Annotated in this window: 17 protein-coding genes; 6 read left to right on the forward strand and 11 right to left on the reverse strand. The window is 71.8% G+C overall.

The window, feature by feature from the left end:
* Positions 1–13: 13 nt before the first annotated feature.
* The 4 genes from F9278_RS10960 to F9278_RS10975 form a co-directional block, all read right to left on the reverse strand.
* Positions 14–517, reverse strand: a complete 504-nt coding sequence (locus F9278_RS10960; protein ID WP_152168152.1) for a DUF5304 domain-containing protein — start codon at positions 515–517, stop codon at positions 14–16.
* A 57-nt stretch (positions 518–574) separates the two neighbouring features.
* The gene (locus F9278_RS10965; protein WP_152168153.1) at positions 575–1,762 is read right to left on the reverse strand and encodes an ArsA family ATPase; all 1,188 of its coding nucleotides are present in this window, start codon (positions 1,760–1,762) and stop codon (positions 575–577) included.
* A gap of 45 nt (positions 1,763–1,807) precedes the next feature.
* Positions 1,808–2,248 (reverse strand): SRPBCC family protein, encoded by a 441-nt coding sequence (locus tag F9278_RS10970; RefSeq protein WP_152168154.1) that lies wholly within the window; start codon positions 2,246–2,248, stop codon positions 1,808–1,810.
* A gap of 83 nt (positions 2,249–2,331) precedes the next feature.
* Positions 2,332–3,129: a metallophosphoesterase family protein gene (locus F9278_RS10975; RefSeq protein ID WP_152168155.1), complete on the reverse strand. Its 798-nt coding sequence runs from the start codon at positions 3,127–3,129 to the stop codon at positions 2,332–2,334.
* A 252-nt stretch (positions 3,130–3,381) separates the two neighbouring features.
* Between F9278_RS10975 and F9278_RS10980 the strand changes: the two genes are divergently transcribed.
* On the forward strand, positions 3,382–5,178 hold the full coding sequence (locus F9278_RS10980) for an AMP-dependent synthetase/ligase (protein ID WP_152168156.1): 1,797 nt from the start codon (positions 3,382–3,384) through the stop codon (positions 5,176–5,178).
* Positions 5,179–5,213: 35 nt separating this feature from the next.
* Here the strand turns inward: F9278_RS10980 and F9278_RS10985 are convergent, their stop codons facing one another.
* Both F9278_RS10985 and F9278_RS10990 read right to left on the reverse strand, forming a co-directional pair.
* On the reverse strand, positions 5,214–6,836 hold the full coding sequence (locus tag F9278_RS10985) for a GMC oxidoreductase (protein ID WP_450373517.1): 1,623 nt from the start codon (positions 6,834–6,836) through the stop codon (positions 5,214–5,216).
* Between the two features lie 91 nt (positions 6,837–6,927).
* The gene (locus tag F9278_RS10990; RefSeq protein ID WP_152168158.1) at positions 6,928–8,070 is read right to left on the reverse strand and encodes a glycosyltransferase family 4 protein; all 1,143 of its coding nucleotides are present in this window, start codon (positions 8,068–8,070) and stop codon (positions 6,928–6,930) included.
* 214 nt (positions 8,071–8,284) lie between these two features.
* On the opposite strand from F9278_RS10990, the gene F9278_RS10995 reads away from it, so the two are divergent.
* Positions 8,285–9,511: a glycosyltransferase 87 family protein gene (locus F9278_RS10995; protein ID WP_193241983.1), complete on the forward strand. Its 1,227-nt coding sequence runs from the start codon at positions 8,285–8,287 to the stop codon at positions 9,509–9,511.
* A 210-nt stretch (positions 9,512–9,721) separates the two neighbouring features.
* Here the strand turns inward: F9278_RS10995 and F9278_RS11000 are convergent, their stop codons facing one another.
* From F9278_RS11000 to F9278_RS11020, 5 genes are all read right to left on the reverse strand, one after another.
* A complete protein-coding gene (locus tag F9278_RS11000) occupies positions 9,722–10,993 on the reverse strand; it encodes a Cif family virulence factor (RefSeq protein WP_152168160.1) in 1,272 nt (423 codons plus the stop codon).
* A gap of 63 nt (positions 10,994–11,056) precedes the next feature.
* The gene (locus tag F9278_RS11005; protein ID WP_152168161.1) at positions 11,057–12,088 is read right to left on the reverse strand and encodes a C40 family peptidase; all 1,032 of its coding nucleotides are present in this window, start codon (positions 12,086–12,088) and stop codon (positions 11,057–11,059) included.
* 308 nt (positions 12,089–12,396) lie between these two features.
* Positions 12,397–13,434 (reverse strand): C40 family peptidase, encoded by a 1,038-nt coding sequence (locus F9278_RS11010; protein WP_193241434.1) that lies wholly within the window; start codon positions 13,432–13,434, stop codon positions 12,397–12,399.
* A 259-nt stretch (positions 13,435–13,693) separates the two neighbouring features.
* Positions 13,694–15,037: an NYN domain-containing protein gene (locus F9278_RS11015; RefSeq protein WP_152168162.1), complete on the reverse strand. Its 1,344-nt coding sequence runs from the start codon at positions 15,035–15,037 to the stop codon at positions 13,694–13,696.
* Positions 15,038–15,071: 34 nt separating this feature from the next.
* Positions 15,072–15,311, reverse strand: a complete 240-nt coding sequence (locus F9278_RS11020; RefSeq protein ID WP_086760482.1) for a hypothetical protein — start codon at positions 15,309–15,311, stop codon at positions 15,072–15,074.
* Between the two features lie 198 nt (positions 15,312–15,509).
* Here F9278_RS11020 and F9278_RS11025 point away from each other — a divergent pair, with 198 nt between their 5' ends.
* The 4 genes from F9278_RS11025 (at position 15,510) to F9278_RS11040 (ending at position 18,341) form a co-directional block, all read left to right on the forward strand.
* Entirely contained in the window at positions 15,510–16,241 is a 732-nt protein-coding gene (locus F9278_RS11025; protein ID WP_152168163.1) for a rhomboid family intramembrane serine protease, read from the forward strand.
* The gene (locus F9278_RS11030) at positions 16,238–16,519 is read left to right on the forward strand and encodes an Lrp/AsnC family transcriptional regulator (RefSeq protein WP_152168164.1); all 282 of its coding nucleotides are present in this window, start codon (positions 16,238–16,240) and stop codon (positions 16,517–16,519) included. Before F9278_RS11025 ends, F9278_RS11030 begins: the two co-directional genes overlap by 4 nt.
* 105 nt (positions 16,520–16,624) lie before the next feature.
* Positions 16,625–16,918 carry a small secreted hydrophilic protein gene (locus tag F9278_RS11035; protein WP_152168165.1) on the forward strand — a complete coding sequence of 98 codons (294 nt, stop codon included), beginning with the start codon at positions 16,625–16,627 and terminating at the stop codon, positions 16,916–16,918.
* The gene (locus tag F9278_RS11040; RefSeq protein ID WP_404818869.1) at positions 16,854–18,341 is read left to right on the forward strand and encodes a sensor histidine kinase; all 1,488 of its coding nucleotides are present in this window, start codon (positions 16,854–16,856) and stop codon (positions 18,339–18,341) included. The genes F9278_RS11035 and F9278_RS11040 overlap by 65 nt, the downstream gene beginning before the upstream one ends.
* Positions 18,342–18,353: the final 12 nt, after the last annotated feature.

An 18,353-nucleotide genomic window follows, 5' to 3' on the forward strand; every position in this document is an offset into this window, starting at 1 on the left:
GGACGGGCCCGACTCAGTCCAGGTCGATGCGTTCTCCGGGGCCCGGATCGTCGCCCTGGTCGTGTCCCGGCCGGTGGGTGGTGTCCCGGTTCGTCCAGCGGCGCTCCTGGGCCTCGACGGCGGAGCGGTACGCGGCGAGCAGTTCGCCGCCGGCGGCGGCGAGATGGTCGAAGACGTCCGGGTTGCGTTCGATGACGGGTTCGACGGCGTCCTTGGCCTGTCGGACGACCTGCCGGACCATCTGCTGGGCCGCGCCCCCGGCGACGGCGCCGAGCAACGGCGACTGGAGGCCGGACAGCTTGTCGGCGACGGTGTCGACCAGTTTGCGCAGTTCCTCGGCGGCCGAGCCCGGCGGCGGACCGTACTGTGCCCGGCGGCGGGCCTTCTCCGCGGCGAGGTCCTCCTCGCACGCCGTCGCCCAGGCGTCGGAATCGGTGGCGCGCACCCGGTCGGCCGTCCGCGCCTGATCGGCCGCGTCCTCGCGAGCGGCGTCGGACGTGGGGCGCTCTTCGCTCATGGCGGGCTCCTGCCTACGGTTCGTACCTTCGACGTTACCCGAACGGGCGTATGCGGTTCACCGGGTCCGGGGCCACAACTGCGGGTCCGGCGCGAAACGGATCCTCAGGGCGCCGTCGCGCAGGGCCGCGCCGTCGACGGTGCAGCGGCGCAGTGCCGACGGCAGCGGCACGATACGGCGGAACTGGCCCGCCGTGACGACCAACTCGTCGCCGCGCCGGACGAGATCCAGCTCGTCCCGTATCGCGCCGGGCAGCGGGATGTGCCAGACGAGCACGCCCTCGTCCCCGAGATTGTCGGTGACGGCCCACTCGACGCGGGCGGGCGCGTCACCCGGACCGGGGACACGGAGGGCGGTGAGGTCGTCGACGCCTCGGGGGTCGTGGCCGAGGTGGGCGACGCCGCGTACGGGACGGGCCGGGCCCGCGGCGGGGGCCTCCGTCCACTCCTCCCACGTCTTGCGCTGCTGGGCGACGAGGCCGGCGAGCCAGGTCTCGTGGGTGCCCTCGGGCAGGACGCGGTTGGCGATCAGCAGGTCCACGGGGAGGGCGCGCAGGGCGAGTCCGACGCTCGCGAGGCGTACGTGGTCGGCGCCGGCCGGGCCCGGCTCGGCGACCAGGCGCACGCTCGTCCCCCGGTCCTCGACGACGGCGGCGACGGCGGCCAGCTCGACGTCCCAGCGGGCGGCCGTCTCGTACAGCCACTCGGCGGGCATCGGCACTCCGGCGAGCCGTCCGAGGACCGGTCGCAGGGCGCGGGCGGCCTGTCGTTCGGGCGGGAGGAGGCGGCGCAGATAGCGGCGGAGTTCCTCCGGGAGGCCGAGCAGGGCGAGGGCCTGGGGCGAGGGCGGCAGATCGACGACGAGCAGGTCGTACGCCTCCGACAGCGCGGCGTCGCGCAGGGCCCGCAGGAGGGCGAGTTCCTCGGCGCCGGGGAGGGGGGTGAGTTCCTCGGCGTCCAGGCGGCCGGCGCCCAGCAGGTCGAGGACGGAGGTGGCGCGTTCCTGGAAGGCGACGAGGTCCCGGCGGAAGCCGGCGGCGGCGTCGGGGCGCCAGGCGGTGAGGTTCGGCGCGGCCCGGACGGGTTCCGCGCCGGTCGCCACCCCGAGCACCGCGCCCAGGCTGTCGGTGCGGTCCGCGCTCAGCACGAGGGCCCGTGTGCCCTCGCGGGCCGCCTCGACGGCCGTGGCCGCCGCGACCGTCGTACGGCCGCCGCCGCCTTGCCCGGTGATCAGGATGGTGCGCATGGGGGTGAACGGTAACCCAGTGCCGGGCACCCCGAAGCCGCGAGGCTACGCCCCCGACTCCACCCGCTTCTTCAGGCCCGCCAGGGCGCGGTCGATGATGACCTTCTCCGCCTTGCGCTTGATCATGCCGAGCATGGGGATCTTGACGTCGACGGTGAGCTGGTAGGTCACCTCGGTCACGGAGTCCCCGGACGGCTTGAGGATGTAGGACCCGTCGAGGGAACGGAGCATCTGGGACTTGACCAGCGTCCAGGACACCTCGTTCGCCCCGGTCCAGGTGTATCCCAGCGTCTGGTCGTCCTTGATCGCGCCCGCGTCCATGACGAGCCGGACCTGCTCGGCGCGGCCCTGGCCGTCGGTCTTCAGCACCTCCGCCTCCTTCACCTCGCCCGTCCAGTCCGGGTAGCGGGCGAAGTCGGCGATCACTGCCATGACGTCGGCCGCCGCAGCCTCGATCGTGATGCTCGAACTGGTGAATTCCGCCATCGCCGTGGCTCCTCCAGAGACTGTCCGGTGAGGGAGGTGGGTGCGCACGTATGTGCAGCGTGAAGGCTACCGCTTGCGGAGACTCACCATTCCAGCGCCCACGGCTTCCCACTCCCCGCGAAGTGCCCCACGTTCACACACTCGGTCGCCCCGATCCGCATCCGCCGCGCCAACGGCTGGTGGACGTGGCCGAAGAGCGAGTACCGGGGCCGGGTACGACGGATCGCGTCCAGCAGCGCCCGGCTCCCCCGCTCGAAGCGGCGCGCCACCGTGTCGTACACCAGCTCGGGGACCTCCGGCGGGATGTGGGTGCAGAGCACGTCCACCTCCCCCACGGCCTCGATCTTGGCCGCGTACTCCTCGTCGCTGATCTCGTACGGCGTGCGCATGGGGGTGCGCAGTCCGCCGCCCACGAAGCCGAAGACCCACCCGCCGATCTCCACCCGTTCGCCGTCCAGCACGGTCGTCCCCGGCCCCGCGTACTCGGGCCAGAGCATCGGCATATCGACATTGCCGTAGGTGGTGTACGTCGGTGTCGGGAAGGCGGCGAACATCTCGGCGTACTGCTTGCGGACGGCCTTCTCGATCACGGTGGAGCGTTCCTCGCCGACGCCCGCCCACAGCCGGGCCCCGAGTTCGCGCGCCTCCTCGAAGCGGCGGGCGGTGCGCAGTTCGACGAGCCGGGTGGCGTTCCCGGCGCCGAAGAGGTCGGGGAAGATGCCGCGGGAGTGGTCGGCGTAGTCGAGGAAGAGGACCAGATCGCCCAGACACAGCAGGGCGTCGGCGCCCTCACCCGCTCGGGCCAGGTCGCGTGCGTTGCCGTGCACGTCGCTGACCACATGGATGCGTGTTCTGCCGTTACCGCCCGGTGTGCGTGCCATGGCGATCAAGCGTAGGCGTGTGCGGCATACGTGAACAGTGCCGTCCGGACGTCCGGTTACTGGCCAGTCGGTAAGTTGGGGGATTACTCTGCCCCGGAGAACCCCACCTTGAGAACCCCACCTGTGTGACGCGGAGAACATCTCACCGGACCCCCTCGCGAAGATGCCATACCGACGGGTAACGTCCGGGCAGTCCGCACCGTCGCAGCAACACGGAGTCGTGGCGCCGGAGCCCTATGAGGAGCAGCAGTCTTGCGCGAGTTCAGCCTTCCGGCTTTGTACGAGGTCCCGACGGACGGCAATCTGACCGACATCGTCCGTAGAAACGCCGCGCAGCATCCCGATGTCGCCGTCATCGCCCGCAAGGTGGACGGCGTCTGGCAGGACGTGAACGCCGTCCAGTTCCTCACCGAGGTGCGCACGGCCGCCAAGGGGCTCATCGCCGCCGGGGTCCAGCCGGGCGACCGGGTCGGGCTGATGTCCCGCACCCGGTACGAGTGGACCCTGCTGGACTTCGCGATCTGGTCGGCGGGCGCGGTCACCGTGCCGGTGTACGAGACCAGCTCGCCGGAGCAGGTGCAGTGGATCCTCGCCGACTCCGGCGCGACCGCCATGATCGTGGAGCTGGACGGGCACACGGCCGCCGTCGAGTCGGTGCGCGACCGGCTGCCCGCGCTGAAGCACGTGTGGCAGATCGAGGGCGGCGGGGTGGAGGAGCTGGGCCGTCTCGGCCAGGGCGTCACCGACCAGGCCGTCGAGGAGCGCGGCTCGCTGGCGAAGGCCGACGACCCGGCGACCATCGTCTACACCTCCGGCACCACCGGCCGCCCCAAGGGGTGTGTCCTCACCCACCGCAGCTTCTTCGCCGAGTGCGGGAACGTGGTGGAGCGGCTGCGCCCCCTGTTCCGTACGGGCGAGTGCTCGGTCCTGCTGTTCCTCCCGCTCGCGCATGTCTTCGGACGGCTCGTGCAGGTCGCGCCGATGATGGCGCCGATCAAGCTGGGCACCGTCCCGGACATCAAGAACCTCACCGACGAGCTGGCCTCCTTCCGGCCGACGCTGATCCTCGGCGTGCCGCGGGTGTTCGAGAAGGTCTACAACTCGGCGCGGGCCAAGGCGCAGGCGGACGGCAAGGGCAAGATCTTCGACAGGGCCGCGGACACGGCGATCGCGTACAGCCGGGCGCTGGACACCGCCTCGGGGCCGGCGCTCGGTCTGAAGGTCAAGCACAAGGTGTTCGACCGGCTCGTCTACAGCAAGCTGCGCGCGGTGCTCGGTGGCAAGGGCGAGTACGCGATCTCGGGCGGCGCCCCGCTGGGCGAGCGCCTCGGCCACTTCTTCCGCGGTATCGGCTTCACGGTCCTGGAGGGCTACGGCCTGACCGAGTCCTGTGCGGCGACCGCGTTCAACCCCTGGGACCGGCAGAAGATCGGTACGGTCGGGCAGCCGCTGCCGGGTTCCGTGATCCGGATCGCGGACGACGGGGAGGTGCTGCTGCACGGCGAGCACCTGTTCAAGGAGTACTGGAACAACCCGGGCGCGACCGAGGAGGCGCTGGCCGACGGATGGTTCCACACCGGTGACATCGGCACCCTGGACGAGGACGGCTACCTCAGCATCACCGGCCGCAAGAAGGAGATCATCGTCACCGCGGGCGGCAAGAACGTCGCCCCGGCCGTGATCGAGGACCGTATCCGGGCGCACGCCCTGGTCGCGGAGTGCATGGTGGTGGGCGACGGGCGGCCGTTCGTGGGCGCGCTGGTCACCATCGACGAGGAGTTCCTGGGCCGTTGGGCCGCCGAGCACGGCAAGCCGACGGGCTCCACCGCGGCGTCGCTGAGCGCGGACGTCGATCTGAACGCGGCCGTGCAGGCCGCGATCGACGACGGCAACGCCGCGGTGTCGAAGGCGGAATCGGTGCGGAAGTTCCGCATTCTGCCCTCCCAGTTCACGGAGGAGTCGGGCCACCTGACGCCGTCCCTGAAGCTCAAGCGCAACGTGGTGGCGAAGGACTACGCGGACGAGATCGAGGCGATCTACCAGAAGTAGTTCGCGTCACCAGAGACAGCAGACACGTACGACGGTCATGGCGCGGTGTCCTCCACGAGGACCCGCGCCATCGTGCGTTCGGCGAGCGCGGTGATCGTGACGAACGGGTTCACCCCGATCGAGCCGGGCACCAGCGAGCCGTCCGTGACGTACAGCTTCGAATACCCCTTGACCCTCCCGTAGTCGTCGGTCGCCTTCCCCAGGACGCAGCCGCCCAGCGGGTGGTACGTGAAGTCGTCGGCGAACACCTTGTTGGACGAGCCGAACAGGTCGTACCGGTAGATCGTGCTGTTGGCGGAGTTGATCCGGTCGAAGAGCTTCTTGGCCATGGCGGAGGAGACCGCGCTCTGGGCGGCGCTCCAGCCCAGCTTCGCCGAGTCGCCGGCGGCGTCGTAGGTGAAGGAGGCGCGTTCGGTGTTCTTGGTGATCGCCAGATAGAGGCTGACCCAGTGTTCGAGGCCGGTGGGCAGCGGGGCGATCTCGGCGAAGACGGGGTTGGCGGTGTTGGCCCAGTCGTCGATGCCCATGACCGGCATGGTCGACTGGTTCGCCCCGACCGTGTCCCACAGATGGTTGGCCCGGCCGAGCATGACGTTGCCGTTGGAGCCCCAGCCGGCCCCGACACTGGCGTCCAGTGCGGGGAGGGTGCCCTTCGCCCGTGCGCGGACGAGAAGTTCGGTGGTGCCGACGCTGCCGGCGCCGAGGAAGAGATACGTGCAGCCGTACTCCTTGGTCTCGACGACCGCGCCCGTGCCGTCGATACGGTCGACCGTGACGACGTACGTGCCGTCGCTCAGCCGGCGGATGCCCCGGGCCCGTTCCATGGTGTGGATGGTGACGTTGCCGGTGCCGAGGGCGGCGGCGAGGTATGTCTTGTCGAGGCTCTTCTTGCCGTGGTTGTTGCCGTAGATGACCTCTCCGGCGAGGGCGGACTTGGTCGCGGTGCCCGCCGCCTCGCGCTGCATGTAGCCGAAGTCGTAGACGCTGGGCACGAACGTGGTCTTGAGGCCGGTCTTCTGGGCATGGGCGCGGGAGATCCGGCTGAAGCGGTACCACTCCGTGGACTCGAACCAGGCGGGGTCGACGGTGTTGACGCCGAGCATGGAGCGGGCGCGCGGGAAGTACGTGCCGTACATCTCGCTGGTGTCGACGGTCGGGAACTGCTCGGCGAAGTACGACTGGAGGGGGGTGACGGCCATGCTGCCGTTGACCAGGGAGCCGCCGCCGACGCCGCGGCCGAGGAAGACCGACATGTTGGCGTAGCGGACGCGGTCCAGGACGCCGGGGTAGGGGCTGATGTCCTGGTTGACGACGTCCAGCCAGAGGAAGGTGGCGAGCGGGGCCTCGGTGCGGGTCTTGAACCACATCGACCGCTCGTCGGGTTCCCGGGTGGAGCAGAAGATCTTGCCGTCGGCGCCGGGGGCGGTCCAGGCCCTGCCCATCTCCAGGACGAGGGTGCGGATGCCGGCCTGGCCGAGGCGGAGGGCGGCGACGGCGGCGCCGTAGCCGGAGCCGATGACGATGGCCGGGGCGTTGTCGACGGCGGCGGGCTCGGCCGCCTGGGCGGACCGGAGGTCGATGCGGGTGAGGCCGAGGGTGGCCGCCGTCTGGAGGGCGGCCATACCAAGTATGTGACGTCTCGTCAGCTGACGTTGCATCAGTTTTGCTGTCATGTGCGCAGCATGTGCGGATTTCCCTCCTCCGGCTAGATGCGCGACAGCGATTGGAACGGACCTTCTGAACGGCCTTTCACAACAGCGCTTCCAGCCGTTCCGCCAGCAGATCCCAGCGCCATTTCTCCTCCACCCACTCCCGTCCCCGCTGTCCCATGCGGGCCCGTAGTTCCGGGTCGCCGAGGAGGGTGGTGACGCGTTCGGCGGTGTCCGTGAGGGAGTCGCCCCGGACGACCCAGCCGGTCTCGCCGTCGAGGACGGCGTCGGGGGCGCCGCCGGAGTCGCCGGCGACGACGGGCAGGCCGGTCGCGGAGGCCTCCAGGTAGACGATGCCGAGCCCCTCGACGTCCAGACCGCCCCGGCGGGTGCGGCACGGCATGGCGAAGACGTCGCCGGCGCCGTAGTGGGCGGGCAGCTCGGACCAGGGGACGGCGCCGGTGAAGCGGACGGACCCGGCGACCCCCGTCTCCCGCGCGAGCCGGCGCAGCTCCTTCTCGTACGGGCCGCCGCCGACGATCAGCAGCACCGCCTCCGGCTCCTTCGCGAGAACGCCGGGCATCGCCCGGATCAGCGTGTCCTGCCCCTTGCGCGGCACGAGCCGGGAGACACAGACGACGACCGGGCGGTCGGTGAGCCCGAGCCGGGCGCGGACCTCGTCGCCGCCGGAGCCCGGGTGGAAGGTCTTCTCGTCGACGCCGGGCGGCAGTTGGACCATGCGCCCGGCCGCCTCGGGGGTGAGGGCCGTGGCGATCCGGGAGCGCGTGTACTCGCCCAGATAGGTGATCGTGTCCGTGCCCTCGCCGATCCGCCGCAGCAGCTGCCGGGCGGCGGGCAGCTGCGCCCAGCCCGCCTCGTGGCCGTGCGTGGTGGCCACCAGGCGCGTGGCGCCCGCCCGGCGCAGCGCCGGGGCCATCAGGCCGAGCGGGGCCGCCGCGCCGAACCACACCGACGTACAGCCGTGCTCGCGCAGCAGTGAGACCGCGCGGCGGGTGACGGCGGGCGTCGGCAGCAGCATGGTCGTCCGGTCGCGTACGACGGTGAAGGGCTGCTCGGCGTCGAAGGCGGCCGTCGCCTCGACGCCCTCCCGGCTCCGCTTCCACGTCGACGCGTGGACGACGATCCGCTCGGGGTCCAGCCGCAGCGCCATGTTGTGCAGAAACGCCTGGATACCGCCGGGCCGGGGCGGGAAGTCGTTGGTCACGATCAGGGTCTTGTGCATCGCCGCCGACCCTACCGAACGGGCGCCGGACCGCCGTCCCCAGGCATGTCCACACCACCCCGCGCACATCCCCACCCGGCCCGGCCGTGCTTCACGGCCGCTTCACAGGCCGAGGGGGGATCATGTCCCCCACAGACGCTCCACCGCAGGCGCTCCCCCACAGGCGCGAACCGGAGCGCGGACGGAGACAGGGACTCACGTGGCTCAGACGGACATGACGGGCGCTCGACGGCTCCCGTTCGGGCTGCTCGCGCTCTGGGGCGCCACCCGGCTGCTCCTGCTGCTGTTCGTCTTCAAGGTGTACGTGTTCCCGGGCCCGGACGTCACCGGCGACGTCTCGGTGATCTACCAGGGCTGGTACGGCACCCTGCGCACAGGAACGTATCCCCTGGACGACGTCACCTGGCAGTACCCGCCCGCCGCCGCCCTCGCGATCCTCTCCCCCGCGCTGCTGCCCTTCCTGGACTACGCGTCGGCGTTCTTCGTCCTCGCCCTCCTCGCCGACCTGGTGGTGCTGGCGCTGCTCCTGTACACGGGCGGGCGGCCCGGGAGGAGCCGGCGCGGTGCCTGGGTGTGGGTGGTGGGCCTGCCCCTGCTCGGCCCGACCGGGTACGCCCGCTACGACGTGATGGTGACGGCGGTGGCGGTCGCGGCGCTGCTGGCCGGCAGTCGCCATCCGCGCGCGATGGGGGCGCTGACGGCCTTCGCGGCCCTGCTGAAGGTGTGGCCGGCACTGCTGCTCCTGGGCGCGCGCGGGCGTACGGCCTGGGCGTGGGCGGTGGGCACGGGTCTCGCGGTGGCCGCGCTCCTCGCCCTCTCCATGCCGGGCGCCTTCGCCTTTCTGACGTTCCAGCGGGACCGGGGCACCGAGGTGGAGTCGCTGGGCGCCCTCGTCTTCCATGTGGCCCGGCAGTTCGGCTGGGACGGCCAGGTGCTGCTCAACTACGGCTCGGTGGAGTTCCTCGGCCCGTATGTGGACACCGTGAGCGACGCGGCCCTGCTGCTCAGCGGGGTGGCCTTCGCGTGGCTGCTGCTGTGGCGGGTGCGGGCGCGGCGGTTCGCTCCGCACACGCTCGCGGACGCGGCGTTCGTGGGGGTGCTGATGTTCACGGCCACGAGCCGGGTGATCAGCCCCCAGTACATGGTGTGGCTGGTCGGGCTGGCGGCCGTCTGTCTCTGCTTCCGGGCGAGCCGGATGGGGCTGCCGGCCGTGCTGGTGCTGGTGGCGTCGTTCGTGACCGTTCTGGAGTTCCCGATCTGGTTCGCCCATGTCGTCACCAGCGACTGGCTGGGCGTCACGCTCCTCTTCGTCCGCAACGGCCTCCTGGTCCTGGCGGCGGTGCGCTCCGCGCGCGTGCTGTGGCAGGACACGGTGCCGGGGGCAGCGCGTGAGCCGCTCCCGGGGCGGGCCGCTCGTACGAAGGAGCCGTTGGGTTCCTGAGCGTTTGGTGGGGGTGCGTTCGTCGGGTGCGGGTGGGTGGGGGCTGGTCGCGCAGTTCCCCGCGCCCCTGAAAAAGCAGGGGCCGCGCCCCGTGCTTTTCCAACGGCCCGCAGGGGCCGTTGTTCTCAGGGGCGCGGGGAACTGCGCGAGAAGCCCCACCGGGCCGCACCCGACTACGCACCCCCACCCCACCCGCCCCCACCCCCTCCCTCACCCCAACTGAGCCCGCACATACTCACGCCACCGGCCCGTGAAGTCCCCCACCGTCGTCCCCAGAACCTCCTTCAGCGCCCCCTCCACGGCCCCCTCCCGCTCCCCGTACGCCCCCACGGCCCGGTAGAACTCGTCGAGGCGCACCTCGCCCCACTGGTCGGCGATCATCCGGCACGCCAGCCAGCCCCCCTCGTAGGCGCGGGCCAGCTCGCCGGAGTCGTCGGAGAAGCCGAAGTCGGAGTCGGTGGGGAGGGCCGTGGGGGCGCGGCCCTCCGCGACCGCCCGCCGCAGCTCGGGGGCCACCTCGGGAGCCGCACGGCCGGTGCCCCGGTAGCCGACCCAGTCCGCGTAGCCCTCGGAGAGCCACAGAGGGGTCGCCGCGTCGGTGTGGGCGCGGGTGGCGACATGGGTCGTCTCATGGGTCAGGACGACCTGCCGGCCGAAGTCGCCGAGGACGGCGTACGCGTCGGGATTGACGACGATCCGGTCCGCGGGCGCCTTCGCCGCGCCCCCCGCCTCCCCGGTGGTGACGGCGGCGATCCCCCGGTACCCGGACGCCGGCGCCCCCAGCAGCCCCGCCATCTCCTCCAGCGACTCCGGGACGACGACCACGACCCGCCGCGCCCAGTCCTCGCCCCACGCCTCCGTGACGGCGGGCACGGCCCGGTCCGCCAGCCGCGCGTATTCCCCGAGGGCCCGCGCCGACCGCCCGACCCCCAGCACGAGGCTCCGCTCCCCCCGTACGGCCCGTATCCGCCCCTGCTCCCACAGCTGTTCGGTGCCCTTCTCCGAAGGCTCGTCGGCGGCGACCCGCCACGCCCCGTCGTCGCCCCGGACGAGGGTCAGGGTCCGTACGGCGGTGACGGGCGCCGTGTCGTAGCCGCGGATCCGGTAGCGCAGGGCGGCCTCGGCCGTGGCCCGGTCGCCGGAGCGGTGGAAGGCGTTGAGGCCGTACGACCAGGAGGCCAGCGGCAGGGCGCGGAGGTTGGCGAACTCGGCGGTTCCGGTGGCGAGTTGACCGGCGACGGAGGTGGTCGTCGCCTCGGTGGCGCGGTAGGCCGTGCCGTCCCGCTCCAGGACGGCCGTGGCCCGCCGGTCCAGCATCCGCCGGACGTCGGCGCGGGCGGTGTCGGGGGGCGTGTTGCCGCCGCAGCCGACGAGGAGGGCGAGGGCGAGCGCGACGGCCGAGGGGACGCCTCGGCGTCCCGGGAGCCCGCGCCGGACCCCCGGCCCGGCCTGGGCACGCGTCGTACGCCTTCGAGCAGCCACGTTCCCGATCGTACGGGGGCCCGGTCGCCGTACCGCGCGGCGGCCGGGCCCCCGGGGGGTCGGTCAGGGGCGGGTGACCGAGGCGATCGGCATCATGGCGACGGGGTCGTAGCGGACCGGGGCGCCCGGATAGGGGGCGTGGATGACCTGGCCGTTGCCGGCGTACATGCCGACATGGCTGGCGTCGGACCGGTAGGTGACGAGATCGCCGGGCTGGGCCTGGGAGAGCGGGACCTGGGTGCCGGCGTACCGCTGGGCCTGCGAGGTGCGCGGCAGACCGACACCGGCCTGCCCGTACGACCAGACCATGAGGCCGGAGCAGTCGAAGCCGTCGGGGCCGGTGGAGCCCCACACATAGGGCTTGCCGAGGGCGGAGCGGGCGGCGGCCACGGCGGCGGCGGCGCGGCCACTGGGGGCGACGGCGCCGGAGAGGTCGGGCATGTCGGTGCGGCCGGAGGCGGTGGAGCGGGAGGCGCGGTCGTACTCCTCGCGCTCCTCGTCCGGGAGGGAGTTGAGCAGCCGCCGGGCCGCGGCGAGCTTCCCCTCGACGGACCGCTTGTGCTGGGCGACGGCCTTGCGGTTCTTCTCCAGCTCGGTGAGCTTCTCACCGGCCTCCGCGCGGTTCTGGGAGAGGTCGCGCATGGCCTGCTGGAGGTCGTGGAGTTCGCCGGCCTGGTGGGCGCTGATGCGGTCCAGGGCGGCTGCCGTGTCGAGGTAGTCGTCCGGGTCGTCGGAGAACAGCAGGGCGATCGACGGGTCGACGGCGCCGGAGCGGTACTGGGCGCCGGCGAGCGAACCCAGCGACTCCCGCATGGTGTTGATGCGGTCCTGCTGCCGGGCGATGGAGTCCTGCGCGATGCCGACCTGGTCGCGCAGCTCGTCGGCGCGCTCGTCGGCCTTGTTGTAGGCCTCGGTGGCCCGCTCGGCCTCCTCGTACAGCCGGTCCACCTCGGCCCGGGTGTTGTCGTGCGGCGCGGCGGCGGCCTGCTGGACGGGGATGGCACCGAGGGCGGCGGCAGCGGCGGACAGCACGCCGAGGGCGGCGACCGCGCCCCGGTCGAACCCGGACGGTACAAGACGACTGTGGGACACCACGGGAAGCCGCACTCCCTTCGACGGTGGACAGGGCGCTCCCCGGGCCGGAGGGCGTCCCGGGAGGGGCGCACTCACGGCGGGTGAGGGAAGCGCGGCCGACAGTAGCCGCGCGACCGTGTCCCAGCCAAAGACCTCCGCGGCCACAGAGCGTGATGTCCGGCCTGGGACCCAGGTCACCAGCGGGTGAAGGGGTCAGCACGAGGTGCGGGAATTCGCCCGTTCGGGCGGTGCTGTGTCCTGATCTTGAAGAAAAACAGGGCCGATCGTCACACAGTGTGACGATCGGCCCTGTTCGAGGCGAGTGGGTGTCAGCCGACGACGCGGACACCGAACTGGAAGCTGCCGATGGTGCTCATCGACTCGTAGCGGACGACCTTGCCCGGGTACGGGGCGTGCAGGACCATGCCGTTGCCCGCGTAGAGGCCGACGTGCCCGAGGTCGTTGAAGAACACCATGTCGCCCAGCTTGAGCTGGTCGCGCCCGATCTTCGTGCCGTCGTTCTGCTGCGTGTACGTGGTCCGGCTGATCGAGACACCGGCCTGGGCGTAGGCCCACTGGGTCAGCCCGGAGCAGTCGTAGGAGTTGGGGCCGCTGCCGCCGGAGACGTACGGCTTGCCGACCTGGGTGTCGGCGGCGGCGAGGGCGGCGGCGCCGTAGCTGGAGGCGGGCGCCTCGTTGCCGAGTTCGACGCGGTCCCCGGCGTCGCGGCTGGCGCGGGTCTCCTGCTCGTCCAGGGCGGCCTTCTCCTCGGCCGTCAGGGTGTTGAGGAGCTTCTGCGCGGCGGCCAGCTTGCCCTGGACCTCCTTCTTCTTGTCGGCCAGGGTCTCGCGGGTCTCGGCGAGGTCCTCCAGCTTCTCCGTGGCCTCCTGGCGCTGCTGCGCGAGCGTGCGCTGCTTCTCCTGGATCTTCTTCAGGGACTCGACCTGCTGGCTGGTCAGCTGGTCGAGCGTGGCGGCCTTGTCCAGGTAGTCGTCCGGGTCGGCGGAGAGGAAGAGCTGGATCGAGGAGTCGATGCCGCCCGAGCGGTACTGGGCGCTGGCCGCCAGGCCTATGCCCTCCCGCAGCTCGTTGAGTTCTTCCTGACCCTTGGCGACGTTGTCCTGGATCGTGGAGATCTCTTTTTCGAGCTTCTCCTGCTTCTCCTCGGCCCCGTTGAGCTTGTCGGTGGCCCGCCCGGCGTCCTCGTAGAGCTTGTGGACCTTGGCCTGGACGTCGTCCTTGCTCGGCTTCTCGGCGGGCGCGGCATTGGCGGCCTGCGAGGTGAGGGCCACGGCAGCGGCGGCGGCGGTGGTGAGCACGGTCACACGCGTACGGCTCGGCTGCTTGGGACGACGGTGGGACGCCACGGTAGGTGAACTCCTTCATGTGAGCGACCGGCCGGCGGGGACTCCGGCGACGATCACCCGTTCAGAGGTTTGAGCCCAGACCCTAGTGACCCAACGGTGATCACTTCAAATCCCCCACAGGAAAAATCCCGTCCCACGGCGCACAATTTACACTCAACACACATTCAGTAGCGTTCGGTTGACGCTACGTTGCGCAACCTTTCCGTCAATTCGGGCATAGCGCCTGTTCGTTGCAGTTGTGTCGGACACGACGGAAGGGTCAGGAAAGCCGCTTGAGGAGCACGGCGGAAGCAACCGGGCGGGCACCCGCCTTGGCGATCCCGTCGGCCACCTCGCGGTCGGTGGAGGCGACGATGACCGGCCGGCCGGGCGGCTCGGCGCGCACCAGCTGGCGGATCAACTCGTCGGCGGTGACCCCCGGCTTGGAGAACAGCACCCGCACCCCGCGCGGCGGCGCCAGCAGCACCGGCGCGGCCAGTTCGGCGCCGTCGAAGACACAGGTGACCTCGGCGCCGGTCTGCGCGGCGAGCTGGGAGAGCTGCCCGAGGAGGCGCAGCCGCTGCTTCTCCAGCGGCATCTGCGGATAGCCGGTCTTGGTGACGTTGTAGCCGTCGACGACGAGATGCGCCTGCGGCAGCGCCAGCAACTGGTCCAGGATCGCCGGGTCGTTCTCCGACAGCGCGCGGGCGGCGATGTCCTTCGGGGTCATCCGCCCCGGCTCGACCGCGTCGACGGTCTCGGCGGGCCGTACGGAGACCGGCGGCAGGGCCAGCTCCCGCCGGAGCCCCTGGGCCGCGTCCAGCACGGTGTCGAGGAGCAGCCGTACCCGCATGTCCTCGACGCTGCGGCCCTCGCGGGCGGCCCGCCGGGTCGCCTCCAGGGCGGCTTCCGCCTCCCCGAGCCGCGCCTTGAGCCGCCGGGTCTCGCTCTCGGCGGCGGACACCTGGGCGTGGCTGTCGGTGCGTACGGTCTCCATCTCGGCGTGCAGCTTGCGCAGGGCGGCCTCGCCGCGCTTGACGTCGCTGACGGCCGCCCGGAGCTTGCGGTGCATCGAGTCGGCCTCCTTCTTGGCCGACTCCAGCTCCGCGCGCAGCCGTTCCGTCTCGGCCTTGGTGTGGCCGCGGGCCTCGGCGAGCTGCTCGCGCAGCCGCTCCAGCTCGGCCCGGCTCTCCTCGTCGGCCCGCTCGGCGTCCGCCCGCAGGGCCTCCTCACCGGCCGCCGCGACCAGCTTCACCCAGCCCGTGGGGCGCAGTACGTAGGCCGCGGCCGCCACGTCCAGCGGGTCCGCGGCCGGGGGCGGCGCGCCCGTGTCGAGGGCGCCCGCCAGCTCCGGGTGGGCCTCCCGGAACCGCTCCCCGATGCGCTGTCTGAAGAGCGTGTCGCTCTCCACGGCGGCGGCCATCGCGTTGCCCGCGAACTTCACCCGGCGGGTCGGGGTGAACCGGGCGTACTGCCGCAGCTGTGCGGGCAGTTCGCCGACGGTCAGTCCGCCGAAGCCGTCGGAGACGATCTGCACCACGCGCTTGCGGACGCCCTCGGGCAGCGGACGGTCGAGCACCTCAGCGGCGCCGTCGCCCGGCCCCCCGCCTGAGCTCTCCACCATCCGTCACCCCAAATGTCTGTGCGGGCCGGCTCCCTCAGGAGCCGGCGCCCGGCCTGTCCACGAGTTCCACCTGGTCCACGGCGTTGCACCAGCGGCAGCGCACCGACTCGATGTTCTCACTGACCACGTCGCGCTCCTCGACCTTGGGCTCCCCGGCGAGGTCGAGGTGAACGTACTCGACGACCTTCGACGAGCGGGTCACGTCGAACCGCGTGAGGTTGCCACAGAGCGTGCAGCGCCAGCGGGTGGTGTCCGTCGGCAGGGGAACCGTCATCGTGGCTGCTCTTCCTTCTTCCAGTCTCCGTGAAGCGCCGGCGTCCCGGTGCGTGTGGCTCGTAACCCTACGGCCTGACCGGTACTCGACGCCCGTTCACCTGTGGCGGCGGCACGGATTGCCTCCGGCGGTGCGGTCGATCCCCGTGGGCGGCGAGGCGGTCTGTGCGAGTAGGTACCGTTACGTCATGCTCTGCTCATGATCGGCAAGTGGAGCACCTCGGCCGCCCGCGCCGTACGAAACGAGTCGGCACCGGTGACGTACGGACTGATCGCCGTCTGCTGTGCGCTCTTCCTCGTCGGACCGGCGGCCGGTCTCAACCCCGGGTACGGCACCGGGGAGGAGCTGCTCGCCGCGCAGCGGGCGTACTTCCGGCGCTGGGGCGTCGTCCCCGTGGAACTCTTCGACGGCACCCCGGGCGCGTGGCTCACCCCGCTCACCGCGCTCTTCGTGCACGGCAGCTGGCTGCATCTGCTCGGCAACATGCTCTTCCTCTTCGTCTTCGGGGCGATGGCCGAGGAACGCATGGGCCATGTGGAGTTCGCCCTGTTCTACGTGGGCTGCGGCTGTCTCGCGCTGGTGGCCTACGCGGCGGCGCACGCCGGGTCGCCGCAGTCGCTGGTCGGCGCGTCCGGGGCGATCTCCGCGGTCCTCGGCGCGTTTCTCTTCCTGTTCCCCCGGGCGCGGGTGACGAGCCTCCTGCCGTTCCTCTTCTTCCTCCCGCTGCGGTTCCCGGCGTGGGTGACGCTGCCGTTCTGGGTGGCGCTGCAGTGGCTGGCGGCGGGGCGGCAGACCTCGGGGCCGGGGGTGGCCTATCTGGCGCATCTGGTGGGGTTCGGACTGGGGTTCGTCTACGCGTGGGGGCGTTATGGGCGGACGGCTACAGTGAAGGCGCCCGTCGACGTCCTTGAGGGAGAGAAACAGCCGTGATCACCGCGATCGTGCTCATCAAGACCAGCGTGGACCGGATTCCGGAGATCGCGGAATCGATCGCCGCGATCGAATCCGTGACCGAGGTCTTCTCCGTGACCGGTACCTACGATCTGGTCGCCATGGTCCGGGTGAAGGAACACGAGGACCTCGCGGACGTGATCCCCGGCCGTATCAGCAAGATCCCCGGGGTCCTGGGCACGGACACGCATGTCGCGTTCCGGGCGTACTCGCAGCACGACCTGGACGCCGCGTTCTCCATCGGCCTGGACGGCTGAGCGCGCCCTCGCCGCCCCGGGAACGTGCCTTCGCCGCCCCGAGATGAAGAAATCCTCATCCCGGCCTCATCCGCGGCGGCGGGTCCCCTCCGCAGGATCGTCCCCATGGTCTTCTCCCGCCGGATCGCGGCTCTCGCCGCCGTCGTGGCGATTCCGCTCGGGATCGCCGCGACCAGTTTCGCCCTCACCGACAGCCCGCAGGCTCCGAAGGTGCCGCCGAAGGTGGAGTTGGAGAGCGGATCACCGAGTCCCACACCCACCCGGCCCACGGCGACCCCCAGCGACGAGGTCGTGTCGCGGCCTCCGGTGACCGACGGCTCCGCGAGTGATGACGATGACGACGATGCCGGGCAGGACGGCCGGGACGACGCCGACGACGGCCCCGGTGACGACGGCTGACCGACCGCTCGGGCGGGTCTCGGCCCGGGTCCGGATCCTGCTGTGGCTGCTGCTGGTGATGACCGTGGCGCTGGCCTCGGTCGCGACGACGACGCGGTCGATCCTGCTGCGGGACGTCGACCAGCGCATCGACGAACTGCTCGCACAGGAGGCCGGGGAGTTCACCAACCTCCAGGCGCACGGCGTCGATCCGGAGACCGGTGAGCCGTTCACCGAGCCGTCACGGCTGCTGAAGGTCTTCCTGGAGCGGCAGAACGCCGACCTCGACGAGGAGCTGATCGGGCTCGTCGGCCGAAGCGGACGCGCCCCCGCGCAGTTCTTCCAGCCTCGGGAGATCCCCGTCCCGCGACCGCTGCACGAGGACCCCGCCGCCCGCCGGGCGATCTTCGAGTCGCCCGGGTCCACGGGCACGCTGGACCGGGCCGCCGGGGAGGTCCGCTGGGCCAAGGTGGAGGTCGCCCGCCACGGCTCCGAGCCGGACGCCGCGTTCGTGGTCGCCTTCCACCCGGCGAGCGAGCAGGAACGCGCCGACGAGGTGTTCCGCGTCCTGCTCGCCATCTCCGGCGTCGCCCTGCTGATGACCACCGGGATCGCCTGGGTGGTCGCGGGCCGCATCCTCAAGCCCGTACGGCTGGTGCGGTCCGCCGCCGCCCAGCTCACCGAGCAGGACCTCACCCGGCGCATCCCGGTGCACGGCCGGGACGACGTGGCCGCGCTCGCCGAGACGTTCAACGCGATGCTGGACCGGCTGGAGAGGGCGTTCGCCGCGCAGCGGGAGTTCGTGGACGACGCCGGGCACGAGCTGCGCACCCCCATCACGATCGTGCGCGGGCATCTGGAGCTGATGGGCGACGATCCCGCCGAGCGCGAGGAGACGGTCCGGCTGGTCACCGACGAACTGGACCGGATGAGCCGCATCGTCGAGGACCTGCTGCTGCTCGCCAAGGCCGAGCGGCCCGACTTCGTCCGCCCCGAGCCGGTCCAGCTCGCCGAACTCACCGCCAATGTCTACGTCAAGGCCCGCACCCTGGGCGACCGCGACTGGCAGCTCGCCGAAGTCGCCGATCTGGAGGCCGAGTTGGACCCGCAGCGGATCACCCAGGCGATGGTCCAGCTGGCCCAGAACGCGGTGCAGCACACCACCACCGGCCAGACCATCCGCGTCGGCTCCCGCGCCGAGGGCCCGTCGATCGAGCTGTACGTCGTCGACTCGGGGCCCGGGGTGCAGCCGCAGGACGCCGAGGTGATCTTCGAGCGGTTCCGGCGCGGCACGGCCCGACGCGGCGCCCGGGGCACCGGCGCGGGGCTCGGCCTCGCCATCGTCCGCGCGATCGCCGAGGCGCACGGCGGCCGGGTACGCCTGCACGACACCGAGGGCGGCGGCGCGACCTTCGTCCTGACCCTGGAAGGGGCACGCACATGAACCGCGCCGAGG

Source organism: Streptomyces phaeolivaceus (genome assembly GCF_009184865.1).
Classification (GTDB): Bacteria; Actinomycetota; Actinomycetes; order Streptomycetales; family Streptomycetaceae; genus Streptomyces; species Streptomyces phaeolivaceus.